The 22,023-nt window shown below is 42.9% G+C and carries 17 protein-coding genes; 1 reads left to right on the forward strand and 16 read right to left on the reverse strand.

Going from position 1 to position 22,023, the window contains the following annotated elements; translation table 11 throughout:
* Position 1 precedes the first annotated feature (1 nt).
* From fmt to JNO66_RS06105, 7 genes are all read right to left on the reverse strand, one after another.
* On the reverse strand, positions 2–937 hold the full coding sequence (fmt, locus tag JNO66_RS06075) for a methionyl-tRNA formyltransferase (RefSeq protein ID WP_203087292.1): 936 nt from the start codon (positions 935–937) through the stop codon (positions 2–4).
* 24 nt (positions 938–961) lie between these two features.
* Entirely contained in the window at positions 962–3,358 is a 2,397-nt protein-coding gene (gene priA, locus JNO66_RS06080; protein ID WP_203087293.1) for a primosomal protein N', read from the reverse strand.
* The gene (gene coaBC, locus JNO66_RS06085; RefSeq protein WP_203087294.1) at positions 3,355–4,569 is read right to left on the reverse strand and encodes a bifunctional phosphopantothenoylcysteine decarboxylase/phosphopantothenate--cysteine ligase CoaBC; all 1,215 of its coding nucleotides are present in this window, start codon (positions 4,567–4,569) and stop codon (positions 3,355–3,357) included. The genes priA and coaBC overlap by 4 nt, the downstream gene beginning before the upstream one ends.
* An 80-nt stretch (positions 4,570–4,649) precedes the next feature.
* Complete coding sequence (gene rpoZ / locus JNO66_RS06090) at positions 4,650–4,871, reverse strand: DNA-directed RNA polymerase subunit omega (protein WP_203087295.1); 222 nt, start codon at positions 4,869–4,871, stop codon at positions 4,650–4,652.
* On the reverse strand, positions 4,872–5,486 hold the full coding sequence (gmk, locus tag JNO66_RS06095; RefSeq protein WP_203087296.1) for a guanylate kinase: 615 nt from the start codon (positions 5,484–5,486) through the stop codon (positions 4,872–4,874).
* Positions 5,487–5,517: 31 nt separating this feature from the next.
* Entirely contained in the window at positions 5,518–5,781 is a 264-nt protein-coding gene (gene remA / locus JNO66_RS06100) for an extracellular matrix/biofilm regulator RemA (RefSeq protein ID WP_203087297.1), read from the reverse strand.
* Between the two features lie 456 nt (positions 5,782–6,237).
* The gene (locus JNO66_RS06105; protein WP_203087298.1) at positions 6,238–8,943 is read right to left on the reverse strand and encodes a calcium-translocating P-type ATPase, SERCA-type; all 2,706 of its coding nucleotides are present in this window, start codon (positions 8,941–8,943) and stop codon (positions 6,238–6,240) included.
* Between the two features lie 123 nt (positions 8,944–9,066).
* On the opposite strand from JNO66_RS06105, the gene JNO66_RS06110 reads away from it, so the two are divergent.
* The gene (locus tag JNO66_RS06110) at positions 9,067–10,782 is read left to right on the forward strand and encodes an Rqc2 family fibronectin-binding protein (protein ID WP_203087299.1); all 1,716 of its coding nucleotides are present in this window, start codon (positions 9,067–9,069) and stop codon (positions 10,780–10,782) included.
* 195 nt (positions 10,783–10,977) lie between these two features.
* On the opposite strand, the gene pyrE is transcribed toward JNO66_RS06110, so the two are convergent.
* The 9 genes from pyrE to JNO66_RS06155 all read right to left on the reverse strand — a co-directional run bounded on the left by pyrE (position 10,978) and on the right by JNO66_RS06155 (position 22,003).
* Positions 10,978–11,613, reverse strand: coding sequence for an orotate phosphoribosyltransferase (pyrE, locus tag JNO66_RS06115; protein WP_203087300.1), 636 nt, complete (start codon positions 11,611–11,613; stop codon positions 10,978–10,980).
* On the reverse strand, positions 11,598–12,323 hold the full coding sequence (pyrF, locus tag JNO66_RS06120; RefSeq protein ID WP_203087301.1) for an orotidine-5'-phosphate decarboxylase: 726 nt from the start codon (positions 12,321–12,323) through the stop codon (positions 11,598–11,600). The genes pyrE and pyrF overlap by 16 nt, the downstream gene beginning before the upstream one ends.
* A complete protein-coding gene (locus JNO66_RS06125) occupies positions 12,308–13,237 on the reverse strand; it encodes a dihydroorotate dehydrogenase (protein WP_203087302.1) in 930 nt (309 codons plus the stop codon). Before JNO66_RS06125 ends, pyrF begins: the two co-directional genes overlap by 16 nt.
* On the reverse strand, positions 13,234–14,016 hold the full coding sequence (locus tag JNO66_RS06130; RefSeq protein ID WP_203087303.1) for a dihydroorotate dehydrogenase electron transfer subunit: 783 nt from the start codon (positions 14,014–14,016) through the stop codon (positions 13,234–13,236). Before JNO66_RS06130 ends, JNO66_RS06125 begins: the two co-directional genes overlap by 4 nt.
* A 16-nt stretch (positions 14,017–14,032) precedes the next feature.
* A complete protein-coding gene (gene carB, locus JNO66_RS06135) occupies positions 14,033–17,230 on the reverse strand; it encodes a carbamoyl-phosphate synthase large subunit (protein ID WP_203087304.1) in 3,198 nt (1,065 codons plus the stop codon).
* Between the two features lie 21 nt (positions 17,231–17,251).
* Positions 17,252–18,340 carry a glutamine-hydrolyzing carbamoyl-phosphate synthase small subunit gene (gene carA, locus JNO66_RS06140; RefSeq protein ID WP_307730689.1) on the reverse strand — a complete coding sequence of 363 codons (1,089 nt, stop codon included), beginning with the start codon at positions 18,338–18,340 and terminating at the stop codon, positions 17,252–17,254.
* Positions 18,337–19,617, reverse strand: a complete 1,281-nt coding sequence (locus tag JNO66_RS06145; RefSeq protein WP_203087306.1) for a dihydroorotase — start codon at positions 19,615–19,617, stop codon at positions 18,337–18,339. Before JNO66_RS06145 ends, carA begins: the two co-directional genes overlap by 4 nt.
* Positions 19,618–19,629: 12 nt before the next feature.
* Positions 19,630–20,538: an aspartate carbamoyltransferase catalytic subunit gene (locus JNO66_RS06150; protein WP_203087529.1), complete on the reverse strand. Its 909-nt coding sequence runs from the start codon at positions 20,536–20,538 to the stop codon at positions 19,630–19,632.
* 151 nt (positions 20,539–20,689) lie between these two features.
* A complete protein-coding gene (locus JNO66_RS06155; protein WP_210340780.1) occupies positions 20,690–22,003 on the reverse strand; it encodes a solute carrier family 23 protein in 1,314 nt (437 codons plus the stop codon).
* Positions 22,004–22,023 lie beyond the last annotated feature (20 nt).

Here is a 22,023-nt window from a genome sequence, read left to right on the forward strand (position 1 = left end):
GCTATTCTCCTACCTTTGTTCCAAGAGCCACTTTTTGACCTACTCCACGATAGAAGGCTGCTGCATCCATTCGTTTTTTTCCGGCTGGCTGTAATTCTGTAATTTTAATCATTCCTTTATTTCCAGTAGAAATAAATAGGCCTTCGTCATTAAGCTTAACAATGACACCCGACTCAGTTTCGGTAGACTCTTCCACTACGAGTTCAGCTTTCCATACTTTTAAATTCTGACCTTCGAGTGTTGTATAAGCCACTGGCCATGGACATAAACCTCGAATCTGGTTATACAAATCCTTTGCACTTTTTGACCAATCAAGTTTTTCCATTTCACGTGAGATGTTCCTCGCGAATGTTGCTTTTTCATCATCTTGTTTAATTGGAGTAATTTCGTTATTAAGTAATTGTTTGATCGTACGGATTAAAAGCGGCGCTCCAATTTCACTAAGCTTATCATGGAGCGTACCAACATTATCATCGTCTGAGATCTTCACAGATTCTTGACTTAAGATATCTCCAGCATCAAGCTTTTGAGCCATGTACATGATGGTGATACCTGTTTCTTTTTTGCCATCAATTATGGCTTGGTGAATCGGTGCCCCTCCACGATATTCGGGAAGAAGCGATGCGTGAACATTTAAGCACTTATATTTTGGTACATCTAAAAGCTCTTGTGGCAAAATTTGACCGAATGCAGCTGTAACGATTAAATCGGGCGCAAGATCCGCCACAATCTGCCACTCATTTTTAATTTTCTCGGGTTGTAATACCGGTAATCCCAGCTCTTCTGCCTTCACTTTGACAGGTGGAGGAGTTAATGTTTTCTTTCGACCAACAGGACGATCCGGCTGAGTCACAACGGCTTTAACTGGATATGTGGAATGCAATGCACTAAGTACTGGCACTGCAAAGTCTGGTGTTCCCATAAAAACGATATTCATAACATTTTCACGCTGCCTTTCACCCTACATAAAAAAGTAGGGATGCATATCTAAACTAATTTGTAATTTACCTTGTGTTGTATCGCGCATATAATGTTGCAAAATTTGTTGCAATGCTTCGATCAGCTTAGGTTCATTTTTGTATTTTATCATGCATTGATAGCGATATCTATCTTTTATACGGGCGATTGGAGACACAACCGGGCCTAGAATCACCGTCTCTTGACTTAGTGTTCTCTTAAGAAAATCCGTAATCTTTTGAGATTTCTCAATCACATTCGGCAAGTCAGGATCTGAGATCGTAACAAGTGCCATAAACCGGTACGGAGGGTATTCCCCAACCTTACGCTGAATCATCTCGGTTTGATAAAACGTTTCAAAATCATGAGTTTTCACAAGTTGAATGCTGTAATGATCGGGAGTATAGGATTGAAGTAATACTTCTCCCGGACGCTCATGCCTCCCTGCGCGCCCACTTACCTGTTCCATTAATTGAAAGGTTCTCTCTGCCGAACGAAAGTCAGGAATATGGAGCATTGTGTCTGCAGCCAGTACACCTACTAACGTGATGTTCGGAAAATCAAGTCCCTTCGCAATCATTTGAGTGCCAAGAAGAATATCCGCTTCTCCTTTTCCAAATGCATCAAGCAGCTGTTGGTGAGAGCCCTTCGTTCTGGTTGTATCCACATCCATCCGAATGACACGAGCTTCTGGTAGGACGCGAGCCAGTTCTTCTTCTACCTTTTGAGTACCCGAACCAAAAAAGCGAATATGTTCACTTTGACACTCAGGACACTTAATAGGCATGGCTTCTTCATGACCACAGTAATGGCATTTTAACGAGTGATTGCTCCGATGGTAGGTTAATGAGATATCACAATGCTCACATTGCGGGACATACCCACAGTCTCGACACATTACAAACGTGGAATACCCTCGTCTATTTAAAAATAATACGCTCTGCTCCCCTCGTTCTAATCTGAGCTTTAATGCTTCCATTAAGGCAACTGAAAACATTGAGCGGTTCCCTGCGCGCAATTCTTCTCTCATATCAACAATGTCAACAGAAGGCATAGGTCGATTATTCACTCGGTGTTTAAGTGAGAGTAAGGTATAGACACCTTTTTGTGCGCGAGCAAACGTCTCAAGAGAAGGAGTTGCGCTACCAAGAATAACAGGACACCCATGATACAGACTTCTCTCAATGGCTACTTCCTTTGTGTGATACCTTGGCATATCCTCCTGCTTGTAGCTCATCTCATGTTCTTCATCCATGATGATTAACCCAAGATGTTTAAAGGGAGCAAAGACCGCCGAACGTGCACCGACAACTACCTTTACCTCGCTACGATGAATCTTTCGCCATTCGTCATATTTCTCCCCAACGGATAAACCCGAGTGCAGAACAGCCACTTGATCACCAAAACGAGATTTAAATCTTGAGACAATTTGCGGGGTTAATGATATTTCTGGGACAAGCATAATGGCTTCCTTCCCTTGCTTTAACACAAGATCAATCGTTTGCAAGTAGATTTCCGTTTTGCCACTGCCTGTTACACCATGTAATAAAAAGGTTTCGCATTTTGTCTCATCAATTGATTGTTTAATAGACGAAAATGCTTGCTGTTGTTCATCAGTTAAAGGTAATGGAGGTGAGGTTGGAACATCTATCCCTTGAAAAGGATCCCGATACGTTTCCTTGTCCCACTCTTCAATCAACCCTTTATCAATGAGAGATTTTAGGACCGCTCTTGTTGACTGAGTGAGTTGAAGAAGCTCCTGTGACTTAATTGGTTCGTTTCGTTCTGATAGGTAGCGGATCAATTCTTTTTGCTTATGGGCAGTTGGTTTAACTAGTGTTTCATCCCCCTTAGGATGAAGTCTTACCCATTTCTCCGTTTTTTTCTTTCCTTTTTCTTTTACAACATAATGAACAGCAAGCTGACCAGACTCCATTGCTTTACGAAGAACCCCAAGCTGTCCGCCTAGTGCTTCAACTGCTTCTTTCCAAAGCACACATGACTTCTCACTAAAAAGCGTCTGTAGCATTGGCTGAAGCGATGATACATCTGTTTTTAAATGAATCTCTTTTATAACGGCTGTTTTTAATGCGGCTGGTAGCATCGCTTGAAACGCACTGATTTGAAAACAAATGGTTTTCTCTGCAAGCCACTTTCCTAGCTTAAGTAATTCATCTGTTAAAACAGGAACGGGATCAAGCACCTCATCGATTGCTTTAAGTCTACTCACATCACTTGTCTCGGTCACATCTAATACAAATCCTTGAATTTGACGTGGACCAAAGGGAACAACCACTCGCATACCAGGCTGAATGATCTCCTCTAGGTGAGATGGGATCAGGTAGTCAAATAACCGATCTGTTTGCGCAGCAGGTACATCGACAATCGTTCGTGCAATCATTCGTTATGCGGCTCCTTCGCAAAATCTTTAATCGCTGTTAAAATATGCAGTGCCATTTGTTTTTTACTCGCAAGGGGATAGGATCGTTCTCCATCCAAACGATCATAGATAGAAATAATGTTCGTATCTCCATCAAAACCAGCGCCTTCAGCAGAGATATCGTTGGCAACAATTAGATCAAGATTCTTTTTAACTAATTTTGCTTTTGCGTAATGCTCGATATTCTCAGATTCTGCTGCAAATCCTATTAACAACTGATTGTCCGTTTTCATTGAGCCAAGTGTTTTAAGGATATCAATTGTTGGTTCAAGTTCAACAACCCACTGATCGTCCTTTTTCTTATGTTTTTGAGCGTAAGTGATGGAGGGTGTATAATCTGCTACAGCTGCCGATTTAATTGTTACTTCAGCTGTCTTGAATGCTTCTTTCGTTGCTTGTAGCATCTCCCAAGCGGAATGAACCTTAATCAGTTTTACTCCAATAGGTGGTTCAAGAGAAGTTGGGCCAGAGACTAATGTCACATCAGCTCCCTTTTCTACAGCAGTTTCCGCTATCGCATAGCCCATTTTCCCCGAAGAATAATTAGTGAAATACCTAACTGGGTCAAGCTGTTCCTGTGTCGGTCCAGCCGTAATCAATACCTTTTTACCCGACCAAAATGAATCTTTCTCAATAAAGAATGTCTTTAGCGCTTGAACAATATCCAGCGGTTCAGCCATTCTGCCTTTTCCCACCCATCCACACGCTAAATAACCCGCCGTAGAATCAAGAAAATGGTAACCAAACTCTTGAAGCTTCTCCATGTTGTTTTGAACAGCAGGATGATTATACATATTAATATTCATGGCTGGCGCGATAAAAACGGGAGCTGTGGTAGCAAGCATCGTTGTTGTCACCATATCATCTGCGAGCCCGTGTGCTAACTTTGCCAAAACATTTGCAGTAGCTGGTGCAATGACACACGCATCAGCCCAGTCTGCTACATCGATATGCGCGATTTTCTCAGGATTTGGTTCAGTAAATGTATCGGTATAAACAGGGTTTCTTGATAACGCTTGAAACGTAAGTGGTTGGACAAATTCCTGCGCCGACTTTGTCATCATCACTTTTACCTCTGCACCTGCTTGTACCAACTTGCTTGTTAGGTCACAGGCTTTATATGATGCAATGCCACCTGTCACACCAAGTACGATTTTTTTGCCCTCTAACATGTTCCCCGCCTCTTTCTTCTATAGTTCCTCCATCATATAAGAAAACAACCTATTTCCGCAAAAATAGGTTGTTTGGTCTTTTATTCAACAGTGTCTTCAGGTTGTAGACGTTCAAACGTTAGCTTATCTGAAACGATTTCTTCAAGTGCCATGCCTACTGACTTATATGATTTTGGCTTATCTACTAATGGACCACGGCGTGCATCCTCGCTAATCTCACGTGCGCGTCTTGATGAAACCGTTACTAACGTATACTTTGAATCTAATTTCTCCATAAGGGAATCAATTGATGGATATAACATTTATTCAACCTCCACAAGTTCTTTGTATTTTTCAATCAAGCGTACGCGTTTGCAGTGTTCCGCTGTGACGATTGACTTAATTCGGCTAACCGCATGCTCAACTGCATCATTTTCAACCACGTAATCGTACATCTTCATTAAATCAATCTCTTCTTTTGCAACTGTCATACGTTGATCAATGACTTCAGCTGTTTCTGTTCCGCGTCCTACAATTCGGTTTCTTAGCTCAGCTAGACTCGGAGGCATTAAGAAAATGAAGACACCTTCAGGGAAGCTTTCTCTTACTTTCATCGCTCCTTGAACTTCAATCTCTAAAATAATATCCTGACCTTTATCTAATGTTTCGCGCACATAATCAACTGGAGTTCCATAAAAATTGCCTACATATTCTGCCCATTCAAGCAGTTTATCCTCAGCAATCATTGATTTAAACTCTTCATGGCTCTTGAAGAAATAGTTCACTCCATCTACTTCACCAGCTCTTGGATTACGAGTGGTGGCTGAAACAGAATACTGAATGTCTGTTTCCTCTTGTCTTAATGCTCCGCAAACCGTGCCTTTTCCTACTCCCGCGGGGCCTGATAACACAATCAGTAGGCCTTTCTCTTTTTTCATGTGAACCGTACCTCCATTTTAAACTGTTAGCTTACGAATCCTCGGAATTTTCATCTTTAACCGTTAGCCTTTGTGCGACTGTTTCTGGCTGAACAGCACTTAAGATCACATGATCACTGTCCGCTACAATAACCGCTCTCGTTCTACGACCATAGGTTGCATCGATCAGCATATTACGGTCTCGCGCATCTTGTATAATTCGTTTTATTGGTGCAGATTCCGGGCTCACAATAGAGATAATCCGGTTCGCTGAAACAATGTTGCCAAATCCTATATTTATTAATTGAATACTCAAAGTGGCATCCCCCTGTCTACTTGATCCTTCTAATCTCTCCGTTAGCTCTTTTTCTCATTATTATAACCAAATAATTCCTTATATTATACGAACACTTTCTACTTATACGTTGTACAATGGATAAGTAAACATTTATGTAACGAGATCGCATCCCTTCTATTCTAACGGAAACCGCGCTTAACAACAAGTCTACTTTAAATTTGAACTAAAAAATACTAATGGCAAAGTTTTGAGCATACCTGCCGCTACAATGGAAACTTCGCTTTCCGTGGGTACGGCCTCAGCCCCTTCCGTGGAAGAACGCCACTACAGTGTCTTCACCGCGCACTGTATCCACAGGAGTCTACGTTTCCATTTCCGCTATTTAGGATTTAACCAAAAAAACTGATGACCCTATATTAAGGTCACCAGACTTATGTTCTTCTTGATTAAATCTTTTGCTAAGATATTTACAATCTACTTCGCACGTTTCATTAATTGGAAGCCTCCAAGGACAACAGTTGGGATTGCGGCGAGTCCGAGGACTAGTAACCATTCTCTGAGTGTTATTGGCACGGTATGGAACACTGGTTGTAGGGACGGGATGTAGATGACAGCGAGCATTAATAGAGTTGAGATTAATACTGCCACAACTAGATACTTGTTTTCAAACGGATTTCGGTGATAAACCGAATACTCACTTCGACAATCAAATACATGGATTAATTGTGCCATCACAAGAGTTAAGAAGGCTACCGTCTGGGCACGCGTAAGGTCTGCATCGTGCTCTTGGTATACAAACCAGAAAGCAGCAAGCGTGACTAAACCGATCATAAAGCCTCGACTAACAATCTTCCATGTAAGTCCTCTTGCAAATACACCTTCATTTGGGCTTCTCGGCTTGCGCTTCATCACGTCTCCTTCTGCCTGATCCATTCCAAGAGCCATTGCAGGAAGACCATCTGTCACAAGATTCACCCATAGAATTTGAATCGCAGCAAGCGGAAGTGGTAATCCGAGAATCATCGCGAAAAGCATGACTAGAATTTCTCCAACATTTGATGCCATCATGTAGCGGATGAACTTTCGTATATTCTCGTAAATATTTCGTCCTTCTTTAATCGCCTCTTTAATGGTTGCGAAGTTATCATCACTTAAGATAAGTGATGATGCTTCCTTCGCCACGTCCGTTCCGGTAATACCCATCGCAATACCGATGTTGGCCGCTTTAATCGCCGGCGCGTCGTTTACTCCATCTCCAGTCATGGCCACAATATGACCATTTGCCTGAAGCGCTTGTACGATTCGTAGTTTATGCTGAGGTGATACTCTCGCAAACACAAAGATCCGATCAATTTGCTCGACTAATTCTTCATCAGACATTTTAGAAAGAGTCTGACCATCCACGACAAGTCCTCCGTTTGGAAGGATATTAAGCTGTCTGGCAATGGCTGATGCAGTGATTTTGTGATCTCCTGTAATCATGACTGTTCGAATTCCTGCTTCACGGCATTCAGCAATGGAGTCCTTCACTTCTGGGCGAGGAGGATCGATCATCGCCTGTATCCCAATGAATGTTAACTCTTTTTCTGTTTGGTCAGCTGTTTGGATCATTTCATGTGGATCAAGCACACGGAAGGCGATAGCAATCGTTCGGAGTGCCTCTCCAGCCATCGTTGCTACAGCTTCCTCTAGCTCTTGCTTGCCCTTAGCACTCATTCGTTCGCTTCGGTCTCTTTTTAAAATAAGGCTTGTTCGAGACGAAATGACGTCTGGCGCCCCTTTTGTAATAAGGATTCGTTTACCTGAACGATCTCGAACAATTACACTCATCATTTTTCTCGTTGAATCAAACGGAAATTCATGAATAACCTGGTACTGTTTTGTTAGCCCTTCTCTACTGTAACCAGCTTTTTTAGCGGCTACGACAAGTGCTCCTTCGGTTGGATCCCCATCAAGAACATAATCTGTTTGTGATTTTTTAAAGCGTTTTTCTTCTTTTCGTTCAACGATCTCTGCATGACTTGCGAGTAAACCGAAGCTAAGTAATTGAGCGAGCTCACGATTCTGCTCAGGGAGAACACTTTTTCCATTCTCTAAAAACTCACCACTCGGCTCATAGCCTGTTCCGGTCACATCCCAATATCGTCCGCCGCTCCAAAGCTTCGTTACTGTCATTTTGTTTTGAGTTAATGTACCCGTTTTATCTGAGCAAATAACCGATGCGCAGCCTAATGTTTCAACTGCAGGTAACTTACGTACAATTCCTTTTCGTTTGATCATACGTTGAACACCAAGAGCAAGTGCAACAGTAACGATCGCTGGAAGACCTTCCGGAATAGCTGCTACAGCAAGAGAAACCCCACTTAAGAACATCGTATTTAACTCATGTCCTTGAAGCAAACCAATTACAACCACTAAAGCCGTTAAAAGAAGGGCCACCGCAATTAGCATTTTACCGAGCTGCTCTAAACGAAGTTGAAGTGGTGTGACAAGTGTTTCAGTCGTTTGAAGCAGATGCGCAATCTTACCCATCTCGGTTTTCATTCCAGTTCCGACAACAATGCCTTGCCCATTGCCCTGGGTAATCATCGTTCCCATAAACAACATATTTTCTTGATCGCCAATCTCTAATTCTTCTGAACTTAAACTTTGACTTTTTTTATGAACAGGAACAGATTCACCAGTGAGAGACGCCTCGTCCACTCGGAGCTCATTCGTATGAAGAAGGCGGATATCTGCACCAATTCGGTCTCCACTTTCAATCCGGACAACATCACCAGGTACAACTTCTGCAGACGGAATTTTTACCCACTCGCCGTCGCGCTTTACCGTCATTTGTGGAGCTGAAAGTTCCTTTAATGCATCTAATGACTTCTCAGCCTTTCGTTCTTGAACATAGCCAAGGATCCCGTTAAGCAAAACGATACACATGATCGTAATAGCATCAATAACTTCCCCAATCAATCCTGAAATTAATGTAGCTGCAAGCAACACCAACACCATGAAGTCTTTAAATTGCGCAAGAAATACAAGAATCGCTGGTGTTTTTTTGCCCTCATCTAGCTTGTTTGGTCCCACTTGATTTAAGCGCTTTTTCGCTTCTTTAGTTGTGATCCCAACTTCTACATTTGAGCCGGTTTTACTAATGACATCTTCTTCTTGTTCTCGATACCAATTCATCTAGACACCTCACCTACAGCTTGGTTGATTAGGCCAAGCAGTCTCTTATACAAGCCATCTTATTCAGTCAGGGTGAAAAACATGCTATACTCGTTGAAGTGAGTTTTTTTAAGAGGTGATTCGATGTCGTTTGATGGACTTATGACGAGAGCTGTCATTCATGAATGTGCAAATCAATTGGCCAGTGGCCGTATATCAAAAATTTATCAACCATTTAAAACAGAATTAATTTTCACGATTCGAGCAAATGGAAAAAACCATTCCTTGTTACTTTCAGCTAATGCAAGCTTTGCTAGAGCCCATTTAACGGAAGAAAAATATGACAACCCTTCTGTTCCACCCATGTTTTGCATGCTATTACGCAAGCATTTAGAAGGTGGAGTTATTAAAAATATCCAACAAGATCAAATGGACCGGATCATTCATTTAGATGTAGTAAATAGAGATGAGCTTGGAGATGAAAAAGAACGCCGTTTAATTATTGAAATTATGGGTCGCCATAGTAACATCATCTTAGTTGACCCGAAAACCAACGTTATTATCGATAGCATTAAACACGTTAGACTTGATCAAAGTAGTTATCGTACCGTTGGACCTGGACAGGCCTACAAGCGACCTCCTGAGCAACATAAAGTGAGTCCAGTTGATGCAAGTGAGGAAGATGTATTAAAGCACATCGACTTTAATGCTGGAAAAATATCTTCACAGCTCGTTGATCAGTTTGCCGGACTGTCTCCGTTGCTTGCTGAAGAGATTGTTACCCGTGCAGGCATGGTGAACAAACAAAGCTTACCTAAGGCATTCATGCATGTAATACAACCAATTAAAGAACATGCCTATCAGCCAGAAATGGTGCTAACAGATAAGAAAGAATACTTCTATCTAGTACCCTTAACTCATATCGATGGAAAGCGATTATCGTATCCTACAATGAGCCAAATGCTCGACCGCTACTTTTACGGGAAGGCTGAGCGAGATCGTGTGAGACAGCAGGCCTTTGATCTTGAACGGTTCTTACGCAATGAATGGCAAAAGAATAAACGTAAGCTAAAAAAACTGCGTAAAACGCTAACGGATGCTGACCAGGCGGCGATCTATCAAAAATTCGGTGAGCTTGTAACCGCCAATTTATATCAAATTAAAAAAGGCGATACGAATGCAGAGGTTATTGATTATTATGACGAAGAAGGTAAATCAATTACGATTGAGCTTGACCCGTTAAAAAGTCCATCTGACAATGCCCAAGCCTATTTTAAACGATATAACAAGGCTAAGAATTCAATACAGGCTGTTCAAGAACAGATGAGCTTAACAGAAAAAGAAATGGATTACCTTGATGGACTATTGCAGCAAATGGAAAGTGCGTCTCCAAAGGATTTAGAGGAAATTCGCGAAGAACTAATGGAAGAAGGCTACATTAAGAAAAAGCAGTCTAAAAAGCCACACAAAAAGAAAAAAGATGTGAAGCCACAGCTAGAGCATTATCAGTCATCAACAGGCATTGAATTTCTAGTCGGTAAAAACAATACTCAAAACGAGTACTTAACGAACCGATTGGCAAGACAAGATGAAATATGGCTGCACACAAAGGATATTCCAGGATCTCATGTGGTTATTCGTTCGCTTGAGCCAGACGAAGAAACGATCAAAGAGGCAGCAACAGTCGCAGCCTTTTTCAGTAAAGCACGAATGTCGTCTTCTGTTCCTGTAGACTATACGCGTATTCGTTTTGTCAAGAAGCCGAATGGTGCAAAGCCCGGGTATGTAACCTATGACAAGCAAACCACCGTTTTTGTGACACCAGATGAAGATCAAGTGATGAGTTTGCGGAAGAGGTAAAGGAGAAAACGAACCGGAGACAAACACAGTTAATCGTTTATGGAACACAAACGCAGCAATTTATCCGCTCCAGGAGAATCCCTCGCTCGTCTGCTAGCCTACCAAAAAAAGTGGCGAATGATTCAGCAATTGAATCATTCGCCATTTTTTAGTTGATTTTTCGTTACGTACCAGCCTCTTCTTTCTTACATTCTTTTACTTCATCCACGCATCAGACTGCGGATTCTCTCTCCATTTGGAGAGCATGCTTTGTTCTTGCTCTGTAATCACATGAGTCTCTTTTGCCACTTGGATGAGGGTTGTGTAGTCTGTTAGAACAGTCGCTTCAACATCGGCTGCTTTTAATTGGTCCGATGCTTTTTCAAGCTCATATGTAAAGATCGCAGCAACCCCAAGCACTTCAGCTCCGTCTTCTCGTACTGCCTCTACAGCAGATAAAGAACTTCCTCCGGTTGAGATAAGGTCTTCAATGACAACCACTTTTTGACCGGCTTCAAGCTTGCCTTCAATTCGCTTTTGTTTCCCGTGGCCCTTTGCACTTCCTCTTACATAGATCATCGGCAGCTCAAGCTCATCACTTACCCATGCGGCATGCGGAATTCCAGCCGTCGCCGTTCCTGCAATGACATCAACATCTGGATAGTTCGTTTTGATCAGCTGAGCTAAACCCTTTGCAATTTCGCGACGAACCTTCGGATAAGAAAGGGTTAATCGATTGTCACAGTAGATGGGTGATTTGATCCCTGAGCTCCAGGTGAATGGGTCAGCAGGCTTCAGACTTACTGCTTCGATTGATAATAAATTTTCTGCAAATGCTACTTTGTTTGACATGCGTTCATCTCCCATTCTGTTTTCACTTGATGATAAGCGGCATTCGGATCGATGGCCTTTGTGATACTTCGACCGACAACAATGCCCCAGCTTCCTTTTTCTCTTGCCTCGGCTGGTGTAACGATTCGGTGCTGATCGCTTGCCTCATCACCTGCTAATCGTATTCCTGGCGTAACGGTCAGAAATGATGAACCGCATGCTTTATGGATATCAGCCACTTCATGTGCGGAGCAAACCACACCATCTAATCCAGATTCCTTTGTTACCCGTGCGTAATGAGCGACAACCTCATTCATTGGTTGATTAATTAATAGATCGCTTGAAAGCATCTGCTCACTTGTACTTGTTAGTTGAGTGACTGCAATAAGCTTTGCTCGTTCTCGCCCAGCGAGTGTTCCAGCTTCAAGTCCTTCACGTGCTGCTGCCATCATCTTTTGACCGCCGGCAGCATGAACATTAACAAGATCAACTTCAAGGCTAGCTAATGCTTTCATCGCTTGCTTAACCGTGTTGGGGATGTCGTGCAGCTTCAAATCGAGGAAAATACGGTGACCTTGGTTTTTTAGTTCCTCAATCACACCCGCTCCTTCGCGGTAAAAGCCTTCCATTCCTATTTTTAAATCTAGTGTTTCGCCTTTAAAGTGAGTTAAAAAGGCTTGGCGCTTCTCTTTTTGTTCAAAGTCTAAAGCAATAATTAACGGACGTTGCATGCTTCCCTCCAGCTCCCTCCAATTAAATCTTGTACTTGGTCTGCACCGAGTTCGTCTAGCATATCTGGTAGCTGTTCAATAAGTGTTGGACAAATCATCGGATCTACAAAGTTAGCAGTCCCTACTGCTACTGCACTTGCTCCAGCAAGTAAAAATTCAATGACGTCTTCAACCGTTTGCACGCCCCCCATTCCGATAATTGGAATATCAACCGCTTGACTTACCTGATGAACCATTCGAATCGCCACTGGTTTAATAGCTGGACCTGATAATCCACCATATTGATTTGCAAGGATCGGTTTTCTAGTCCGAATATCAATTCTTGAACCGAGAAGGGTATTAATCATTGATAAACCATCCGCTCCTGCTGCTTCTACCGCTTTTGCCATAGTGACAATATCTGCAATATTAGGAGATAACTTTACGTATACAGGGACGGACGATACACGTTTCACTTCTCTTGTTAACTCAGCCGCTACTTCAGGAATGGTTCCAAAAGCGATCCCACCCTTTTTTACATTTGGACAGGAAATGTTTAATTCAAGTGCATGCACATTTTTAACCTTTGAAATCGTATCGGCCACTTCAATATAGTCTTCCATTTCAGAGCCTGCAACATTGGCAAGGATCGGGACATCATAGGCCGCCAGACGAGGCAGCTCTTGTTGGATCACTGCGTTAAGTCCTGGATTTTGCAAACCAATTGCATTTAACATTCCTGACTTGGTTTCCGCCACGCGAGGTGTTGGGTTCCCAAATCTAGGCTCTGCCGTTGTTGCTTTAATTGCTATTGCCCCAAGCTCACTTAAATCATAGAATTCGGCATATTCCTTCCCAAATCCAAAACAGCCTGACGCAGGCATAATCGGGTTCTTCATTGATAAGCCAGGTAACTCTACGTGTAATCGACTCATACAACAACCTCCCCTACAGGGAATACTGGACCATCTGTACACACTTTACGATACGTAGCACCCTCTGGATCTGATTCTACGTGACACACGCAAGCAAAGCATGCACCGATGCCACATCCCATTCTTTCTTCAAATGATAGGAACGCTTTGCGCTCACGATAGCGCTCAGTTAAGGAGGCAAGCATTGGTGTTGGTCCACACGCATAAAGTACATCAAATGCAGCTACCTCTTGATCAATTGCATCCGTCACAAAGCCTTTAACTCCGTAACTACCGTCAACCGTTGCGACATAAACAGATCCTAACTCCTGAAACTCTTGTTCGTAAAACACATCTTGCTTCGATTGGAAGCCAAGCACTGCTGTTACCTCCACACCCTTCTTAACAAGCTCTTTTGCTAAATAGTAGAGTGGTGGTACACCAATTCCGCCTCCGACGAGCAGCGCATGATCTCCAGGTTGTACTGCGTCTAGTGGAAAGCCATGTCCAAGCGGACCAAGCGCGTCAATTTCCACACCATCAGATTTTGCAGAAAGGCGCTTTGTTCCAGCGCCTTCTGCTCGGTAAATCATTTTCATTTCACTTGTTTCAAGGTTTACATCACATATACTAATGGGGCGTCGTAATAACAGATCGTCGTACGGATCCACTTTTACATGAAGAAATTGTCCTGGCTCACTCATTTGCTGCACAAGTTCTCCACGGCATGTTAGTTCGAAAATATTGCGAGCAATTTCGTGTTGCGCGACAACTGTTAGCGTACCTCGTTTCTTTTGCATCGTGACATCCCCCTTCTTAAGCCTGTGTTTGCATCGCTGGCATACTTTCTGAAGAAAACGTGATTGATTCTAGCACGCGTAGTAGTGCGTCTGCCGTATCAATAGAGGTTAAGCACACCACTCCATTTTCAACTGATTCGCGACGAATCCGGAAGCCATCTCGTGCTGTTTGCTTACCTCTTGTCAGTGTATTGATGACAAACTGTGCTTCTCCTTGACGAATGGTATCAAGCAGATGAGGTTTTTCTTCGCCAATTTTGTTGACGACTTGAACCGGAATACCTGCTTCTTTAATGAGCTTTGCGGTTCCAGCAGTTGCTTGTAGGCTGTATCCAATTCGGTGGAAGCGATGGACTAGGCTCATTGCTTCTTCTTTGTCCTTATCAGCGATTGTGAACAAGACCGAACCGTGAGTTGGGATTTTCATGCCTGAGGCAATTAATCCTTTATATAATGCTTTCTCCAGCGTGACATCTCGTCCCATAACTTCTCCAGTCGATTTCATTTCAGGCCCAAGCGTAATATCTACGCGACGTAGTTTAGCAAATGAGAATACTGGTACTTTAACAGAGACTTCTTTTGGCTCTGGTTGATAGCCTGTTTCATAGCCTAACTCCGGTAATCTCTTACCTAGCATCACTTTGGTTGCAAGGTTCGCCATAGATACTCCTGTGATTTTACTTAAGAATGGTACCGTACGGCTTGAGCGTGGATTTACTTCTAGCACATACACATCATCCTTGTGCCACACAAATTGGATATTGAGTAGACCAACAATCTTTAAGCCTCGTGCAATTGCGATTGTACGGTCGATTAATCGCTGCTTTAACTCTTCTGGAACCGACTGAGTAGGATACACCGCGATGGAATCTCCAGAGTGTACGCCTGCACGTTCAATGTGCTCCATGATACCTGGAATAAAGACATTCTCTCCGTCAGAGATGGCATCAACCTCAAGCTCTTTTCCTGTTAAGTACCTGTCAATTAAGACCGGATGCTTCGGATTTACTTTTACTGCATTTGCCATATAGTTTAATAGCTCAGCTTCTTTATAGACAATTTCCATTGCCCGGCCTCCAAGTACATAAGAAGGACGTACGAGTACTGGATAGCCAATTTCAGTTGCAATAACAACCGCTTCTTCGACAGATGTCGCTGTGCGTCCGAGTGGCTGCGGAATGTTTAGTTCAAGTAACGCTTGCTCAAATTTATCGCGATTCTCCGCCCGATCCATGTTTTCCAGTGAGGTTCCGATGATTTTCACCCCACGGTTTTCAAGTTCATCAGCTAAGTTAATTGCCGTTTGACCACCAAACTGAACAATGACTCCTTCTGGCTGCTCTAAATCAATCACGTGCATAACATCTTCAATTGTCAGCGGTTCAAAATAAAGCTTGTCAGAGGTACTAAAGTCTGTTGAAACTGTTTCTGGGTTGTTGTTCATGATAATCGCTTCATAACCTGCTTCGCGTATGGCCCAGACTGAGTGAACTGTTGCATAATCAAATTCAATTCCCTGTCCGATTCGAATGGGTCCAGATCCTAGTACTAAGATACTTTTCTTATCTGTACGAATGGACTCATTTTCTTGCTCATAGGTTCCGTAAAAATATGGAGTGCTTGATTCAAACTCTGCTGCACATGTATCGACCATTTTGTACACAGGTACAATGCCTTTTTCCTTACGAGTTTGATAGAGTTCTGCTTCGTCCATACCCCATAGTCTAGCTAAGTACGAGTCAGCAAATCCTATGCGTTTTGCTTTTTCGAGTAATTCATCATTGTTACGATTTTCTACGAGCTCACCTTCAAGCTGAACAATGCGCTCGAGCTTTTGCAGGAAGAAGAAATCAATTTTAGTTAGGTCATGAATCTCTTGAATCCCTACTCCACGTCTCAATAGCTCGCCAATCGCAAACATTCGCTGATCATCTGGTCTTGAGATCTTTTTGCAAAGGTCTTCTGTTGATAAAGCCGGCATATCTGGATCAATGATGTGATCATATCCAGCTTCTAGTGAACGAACGGCTTTTAAAATGGATTCTTCAAACGAGCGACCAATTGCCATGACTTCACCCGTTGCTTTCATTTGCGTTCCTAGACGACGGTTAGCTGCTTCAAACTTATCAAATGGCCATCTTGGAATCTTTGTTACAACATAATCAAGTGCTGGCTCAAAGCTAGCATAAGTTGTACCGGTAATCGGATTTTTCAATTCATCTAGGCTGTATCCTACTGCAATTTTCGCTGCCATCTTAGCAATCGGATACCCTGTAGCTTTTGATGCGAGTGCGGACGAGCGACTCACACGCGGATTCACCTCAATGATGTAGTACTGGTTACTATCCGCATCAAGTGCAAACTGAACATTACATCCTCCTTCAATCCCTAGGGCACGAATAATTGAAAGGGAAGAGTTACGTAACATTTGATAATCGCGGTCTGTTAGCGTTTGGCTTGGTGCAGTTACAATCGAATCCCCTGTGTGTACACCAACTGGATCAAAGTTTTCCATGTTACACACAACGATTGCCTGGTTTTTGCTATCACGCATAACCTCGTACTCTACTTCTTTAAAACCAGCAATGCTTTTTTCCACTAAGCATTGCGTCACAGGACTGTATTTTAACCCACTTTGGACAATTTCAATGAGTTCTTCTTCATTATGCACAATGCCTCCGCCTGTTCCGCCAAGTGTGTAGGCTGGGCGAACAATAACGGGGTATCCAATCGTTTGAACAAATTGAAGTGCCTCATCAAGCGTATGCACAATTTCACTTTCAGGCACAGGTTCGCCTAACTCATACATTAACGAGCGAAACTGCTCTCTATCCTCTGCTTGTTGGATGGCATCAAGCTTTGTTCCAAGAAGCTCAATTCCATACGCTTCAAGGATACCTGATTGCTCAAGCTCCATTGCCATGTTTAATCCGGTTTGCCCTCCAAGTGTGGCTAAAATACCGTCCGGTTGTTCCTGACGAATGATCCGACTAACAAACTCTAATGTAATTGGTTCAATGTACACGCGATCCGCCATTGTTGTATCGGTCATAATCGTGGCCGGATTTGAATTAATTAGGATGACCTCATAGCCTTCTTCTTTTAATGCTTGGCACGCCTGTGTACCTGCGTAATCAAACTCCGCAGCTTGACCGATTACGATTGGACCAGACCCAATCACCAAAATTTTGTTTATATCTGTACGTTTACCCATGCTACTCATCCCCTTTTCTGTTTACGCTAGTACATTTGCTGTCTGTGTTTGATTCATTAATGTCATAAACTGATCAAATAAATGGTTCGCATCATGCGGTCCAGGGTTTGCCTCTGGATGATACTGCACACTAAATGCTGGGTACTCTTTATGAGCTAAGCCTTCTACTGTTTCGTCATTCACTGCGATATGTGTAATGATAAGATTTGTACCTTCAAGAGAATCATGATCCACTGTATATCCGTGATTCTGTGCTGTGATATCAATGGCACCTGTAGAAACTTCTCGGATTGGGTGGTTAGAACCCCGATGCCCAAAGCGTAATTTGCTCGTTGTTGCACCTGTTGCTAAAGCAAGAAGCTGATGGCCTAAACAAATACCGAACAATGGAACCTTTCCAAGAAGATCACTCACCGTTTGAATGGTTTCAGGAACATCCTGTGGATTTCCTGGGCCGTTAGAGACAAGCACGCCGTCTGCTCCTAGGCGAATGATTTCCTCAGCAGGCGTGTTATAAGGAACAACCACTACATCGCATCCTCGTTCGATAAGCTCAAGCAGGATCCCGTGCTTCATCCCGCAATCAACTAACACTACACGTTTTCCTTTACCTGGTACATGATACGGGTCTTTAGTTGATACTCTTGATACTTGATCTTGAAGTGGTGCGCTATCCTTTAGCTCTTGTACCACTTCGTCAACATTTACATCCATCGAACAAATTCGGCCTTTTAACGTTCCCACTTCGCGAATCATCCGTGTAAGCTTACGCGTGTCAATGCCAGAAAGCCCTGGAATACCTTTTGCACGCAGTAAGGTATCGAGTGATTCTTCGTTTCGCCAGTGACTTGGAGCCAGTTCTACCTCTCGAACAATTAGTCCATGGATCGCCGGACTGATTGATTCAAAGTCGTCTCGGTTAATTCCGTAGTTTCCAATTAGAGGGTATGTTAAGGTCACAATCTGACCGCAGTAGGAAGGGTCTGATAAAATTTCTTGATACCCAGTCATTCCTGTATTAAAAACAACCTCTCCGCTCATCTGTTGATCTGCTCCGAACCCTACACCGATTAGTACTTCGCCATTTTCTAAGATTAGTTGTTTTTTCATTTTGTTACCTTCTCCTTTTCCCAAACCAATTTTCCATCTACAAATGTTTGTACGGACCATCCAGCACAATTCCAGCCTTCAAATGGAGTATTCTTCCCTTTTGATGCAAAGTGTTGCTTTTGAATCGGTTCTGTCTGCTGTAAGTTAACAATCGTTACATCTGCCTTTGCCCCGGCTTCTAGTGTACCGGCGTCGAGTCCGAATGTTTTTGCTGGGATAATCGTTAACCAATCAACAAGCTGTTTTAATGTCATGCGGTCTTTTTGAACAAATTCTGTATAAAGAAGTGGAAAGGCTGTTTCGAGTCCAACAATTCCAAATGGTGCTCGCTCAATCGGAACATTTTTTTCTTCTTCTGTATGTGGTGCATGATCCGTTGCAATAAAGTCAATCGTGCCATCAAGTAGCCCTTCGATTAATGCTGCGTGATCTTCGCGCCCTCTGAGTGGTGGATTCATTTTAAAATTTGTATCAAGCCCTGGAATGTCATCTTCACATAGAAGTAAGTGGTGTGGAGTGACTTCCGCTGTCACACGGATACCAGCTCGTTTCGCATCTCTTACTACACGAACCGATTCTTTTGTACTAATGTGGCACACATGGTAATGGGCACCTGCTGCTTCTGCAAGGAGGACATCCCTTGCAATATGTACCGATTCGCAGACAGATGGAATGCCGTTGATTCCTTGAGCTTTAGAGAAGTTTCCTTCATGAACGGAACCATTTTGAATGAGTGTATTGTCCTCACAGTGAGCGACAATGGCCATATCTACCTCAGCTGCACGTTTCATAGCCTCAAGCATCACACCTGCAGACTGTACGCCAACACCATCATCAGTGAAAGCAAAGGCGCCTGCTTCTTTTAATCCTTTAAAATCAGTGAGCTCCTGCCCCAGTTGCCTTGTTGTAATTGATGCGTACGGAAGAACTCGAACTGAACCTGTTTCTTTTGCTCGGTTTACTAGCCACTCCATTTGTTCACGGGTGTCCGGCACTGGACGTGTATTCGGCATCGCTGCAATCGTTGTAAACCCACCTCTTGCTGCTGCTTTTGTTCCTGTTTCAATCGTTTCCTTGTTCTCGCCGCCTGGCTCACGAAGGTGAACATGTGCATCAACAAAGCCTGGTAGAATAAGGTTCCCTGCTACATCTATGGTTTCAGTTACTTCACTTTGATCTGCTTCGTACTGGATCAGTCCATTAATCATGAATACATCCTTTTGTACTTGCTCTCCGTCCTGCGTTAATACTCGTCCGTTGATTAGCTTGATTCCCATGATAACGCCCCCTTAGATTTGTTTAAGTGCTCGTTTTAATACAGCCATTCGAACAAAAACACCATTTTTCATTTGTTTAAAAATACGTGATCTCGTGCATTCGACAAGCTCGTCTGCGATCTCGACTCCACGATTGACCGGAGCCGGATGAAGAATGATACTATGTTTTTTCATCAATTGTTCTCGTTCGATCGTTAACCCGTATTGTTCATGGTAATGAGATTTTGAGAAGCTTTCATTTCCATCATGTCTCTCATGCTGAATTCTGAGCATCATCATCACGTCGGCTTTTCTTACAGCCTCATCCATGGAAAGATACCCGTAGTGGTCTTCAAACCCATTCATCCATGAGCGTGGACCGCTGATCCAGACATTCGCTCCGAGCTTCGTAAGCATTTCTGCATTTGAACGTGCTACCCTGCTATGCCTTAGGTCTCCACAAATCACTACGTCTAAGTTGTCAAAATCTCCAAATTCCTGTTGAATCGTTAAAAGATCAAGTAAGGATTGAGTTGGATGCTGACCACATCCATCCCCTGCATTAATAATCGGAATCGAAAGTTTTGGAAGAAGATTTGCATAATACTCGTCCTCTGGATGCCTGATGACCACTACATCCGCTCCTATGGATTCAAGCGTTTTAATCGTGTCGTACAACGATTCACCTTTCTTCACACTTGACGTCTCTCCGTCAAATTGTAGGAGTTCAAGGCCCAATTTCTTTTGCGCCACTTCAAAGCTAAAACGAGTTCGTGTACTTGGCTCAAAAAAAAGATTAGCGACAAACTTAGGTGACTCAGGGCACCACATTTTTCCGTCTGCAAAAGCCTGTGCTTCGTTTAGCAATGCTTGAACCTCAGCTGTTGTTAAGTCTGAGACAGAAACAAGATTTCTTCGTTGTTCGTTGATATGAATGCTCATAACCATCTTAACTCCTCCTCTAATCATCCGATTAAAACAAAAATGCCTGGAAAGTGACACTTTCCAGGCAGGTTCAAACAGACAGGTCGTCTGCTTGTTTGTCCATACCTTGAAAGTCTCTCTGTACTTTTCTTAAAGATACGCTTGTCGTTTATTTAGTTTGTGACGGCTCTTCTTTCATTTCACCAAACATGTCTGATTGTCCGTAACTCATCTCTTTGTTTGGAAGGACCAGATGAAGGAAAATTCCTACGATTGCTGCAACGGCCATTCCTGGTATCTGAACCGATTCATTGACCTGAATGAACGCACCACCAATTCCTAGAACTAAGATGACCGAAGAAATGATCAGATTACGCTTTTCACCGATATTAATTTGATTGTCAATCAACATACGCAGACCAGATGATGCAATAATTCCGAATAGGAGAATGGATACTCCCCCCATCACTGGTGACGGAATAGATGAGATAATCGCCGAAATCTTACCGATAAAGGAGAAGATAATCGCGAGAACTGCCGCGCCCCCGATAACAAAGACACTGAACACTCGTGTAATGGTCATAACCCCAATGTTTTCACCGTAGGTTGTGTTAGGTGGTCCTCCAAGACCAGCAGCAATCACAGTTGCTACTCCATCTCCAAGGATCGAACGGTGTAAACCCGGTTTTTTAATAAAGTTACGACCTGCTACCTTACTAATGACCATTTGTTGTCCAATATGCTCTGAGAGCGTAACTACAGCTACCGGAACCATAATAAAGGCGATACTCCATGAGAAGCTTGGCGTATAGGTAACGAATGGCACAATCATCTCAGGGACAGAAAACCAAGCTGCTTCTTTAATACCTGTTGTATCAACAAGGCCTAGGAAGTAAGCGAAGCTGTATCCACCTACAAGCCCGAACAGGATTGGTACTAGTCCGAAAAATCCTTTAAAGAACATGGTTGCAACAATTGTAATTCCTAGTGTAACTAATGCTGTCATTAAATAGTTCATACTATATTCAGAAGCTGCGTTATACATCGCTTGATTAACCGCACTTCCTGCTAAGCTTAGCCCGATAACCATAATGACCGGTCCAACGACGATTGGAGGCAAGATCTTCATCAGCCAGTTTACACCGATTGATTTAATGATGAGTGCTACCACTCCGTATACAAGTCCAGCAAGGAAGGCTCCAACCATCGCTCCCTCCATACCTCCGATCAGTGTTGCTGATTGGATCGGGATGATGAAGGCAAATGATGAACCTAGATACGCTGGTATTTGACCTTTTGTAACGAGTAGGTACGCAAGTGTTCCAAGTCCACTTGTTAGTAATGCTGTTGCTGGACTTAGATCTACTAGAAATGGAACCAATACGGTTGCGCCAAACATGGCGAATAAATGCTGTAAACTGAATAATAACCACTTATCGGCTCTCGGTATTTCGCGAATGCCTACTTCTTTTCCTTGAATCAATGAAATCTCTCCTACTCCTA

It is taken from the genome of Alkalicoccobacillus gibsonii (genome assembly GCF_016798245.1).
Taxonomy (GTDB): domain Bacteria; phylum Bacillota; class Bacilli; order Bacillales; family Bacillaceae_D; genus Alkalicoccobacillus; species Alkalicoccobacillus gibsonii.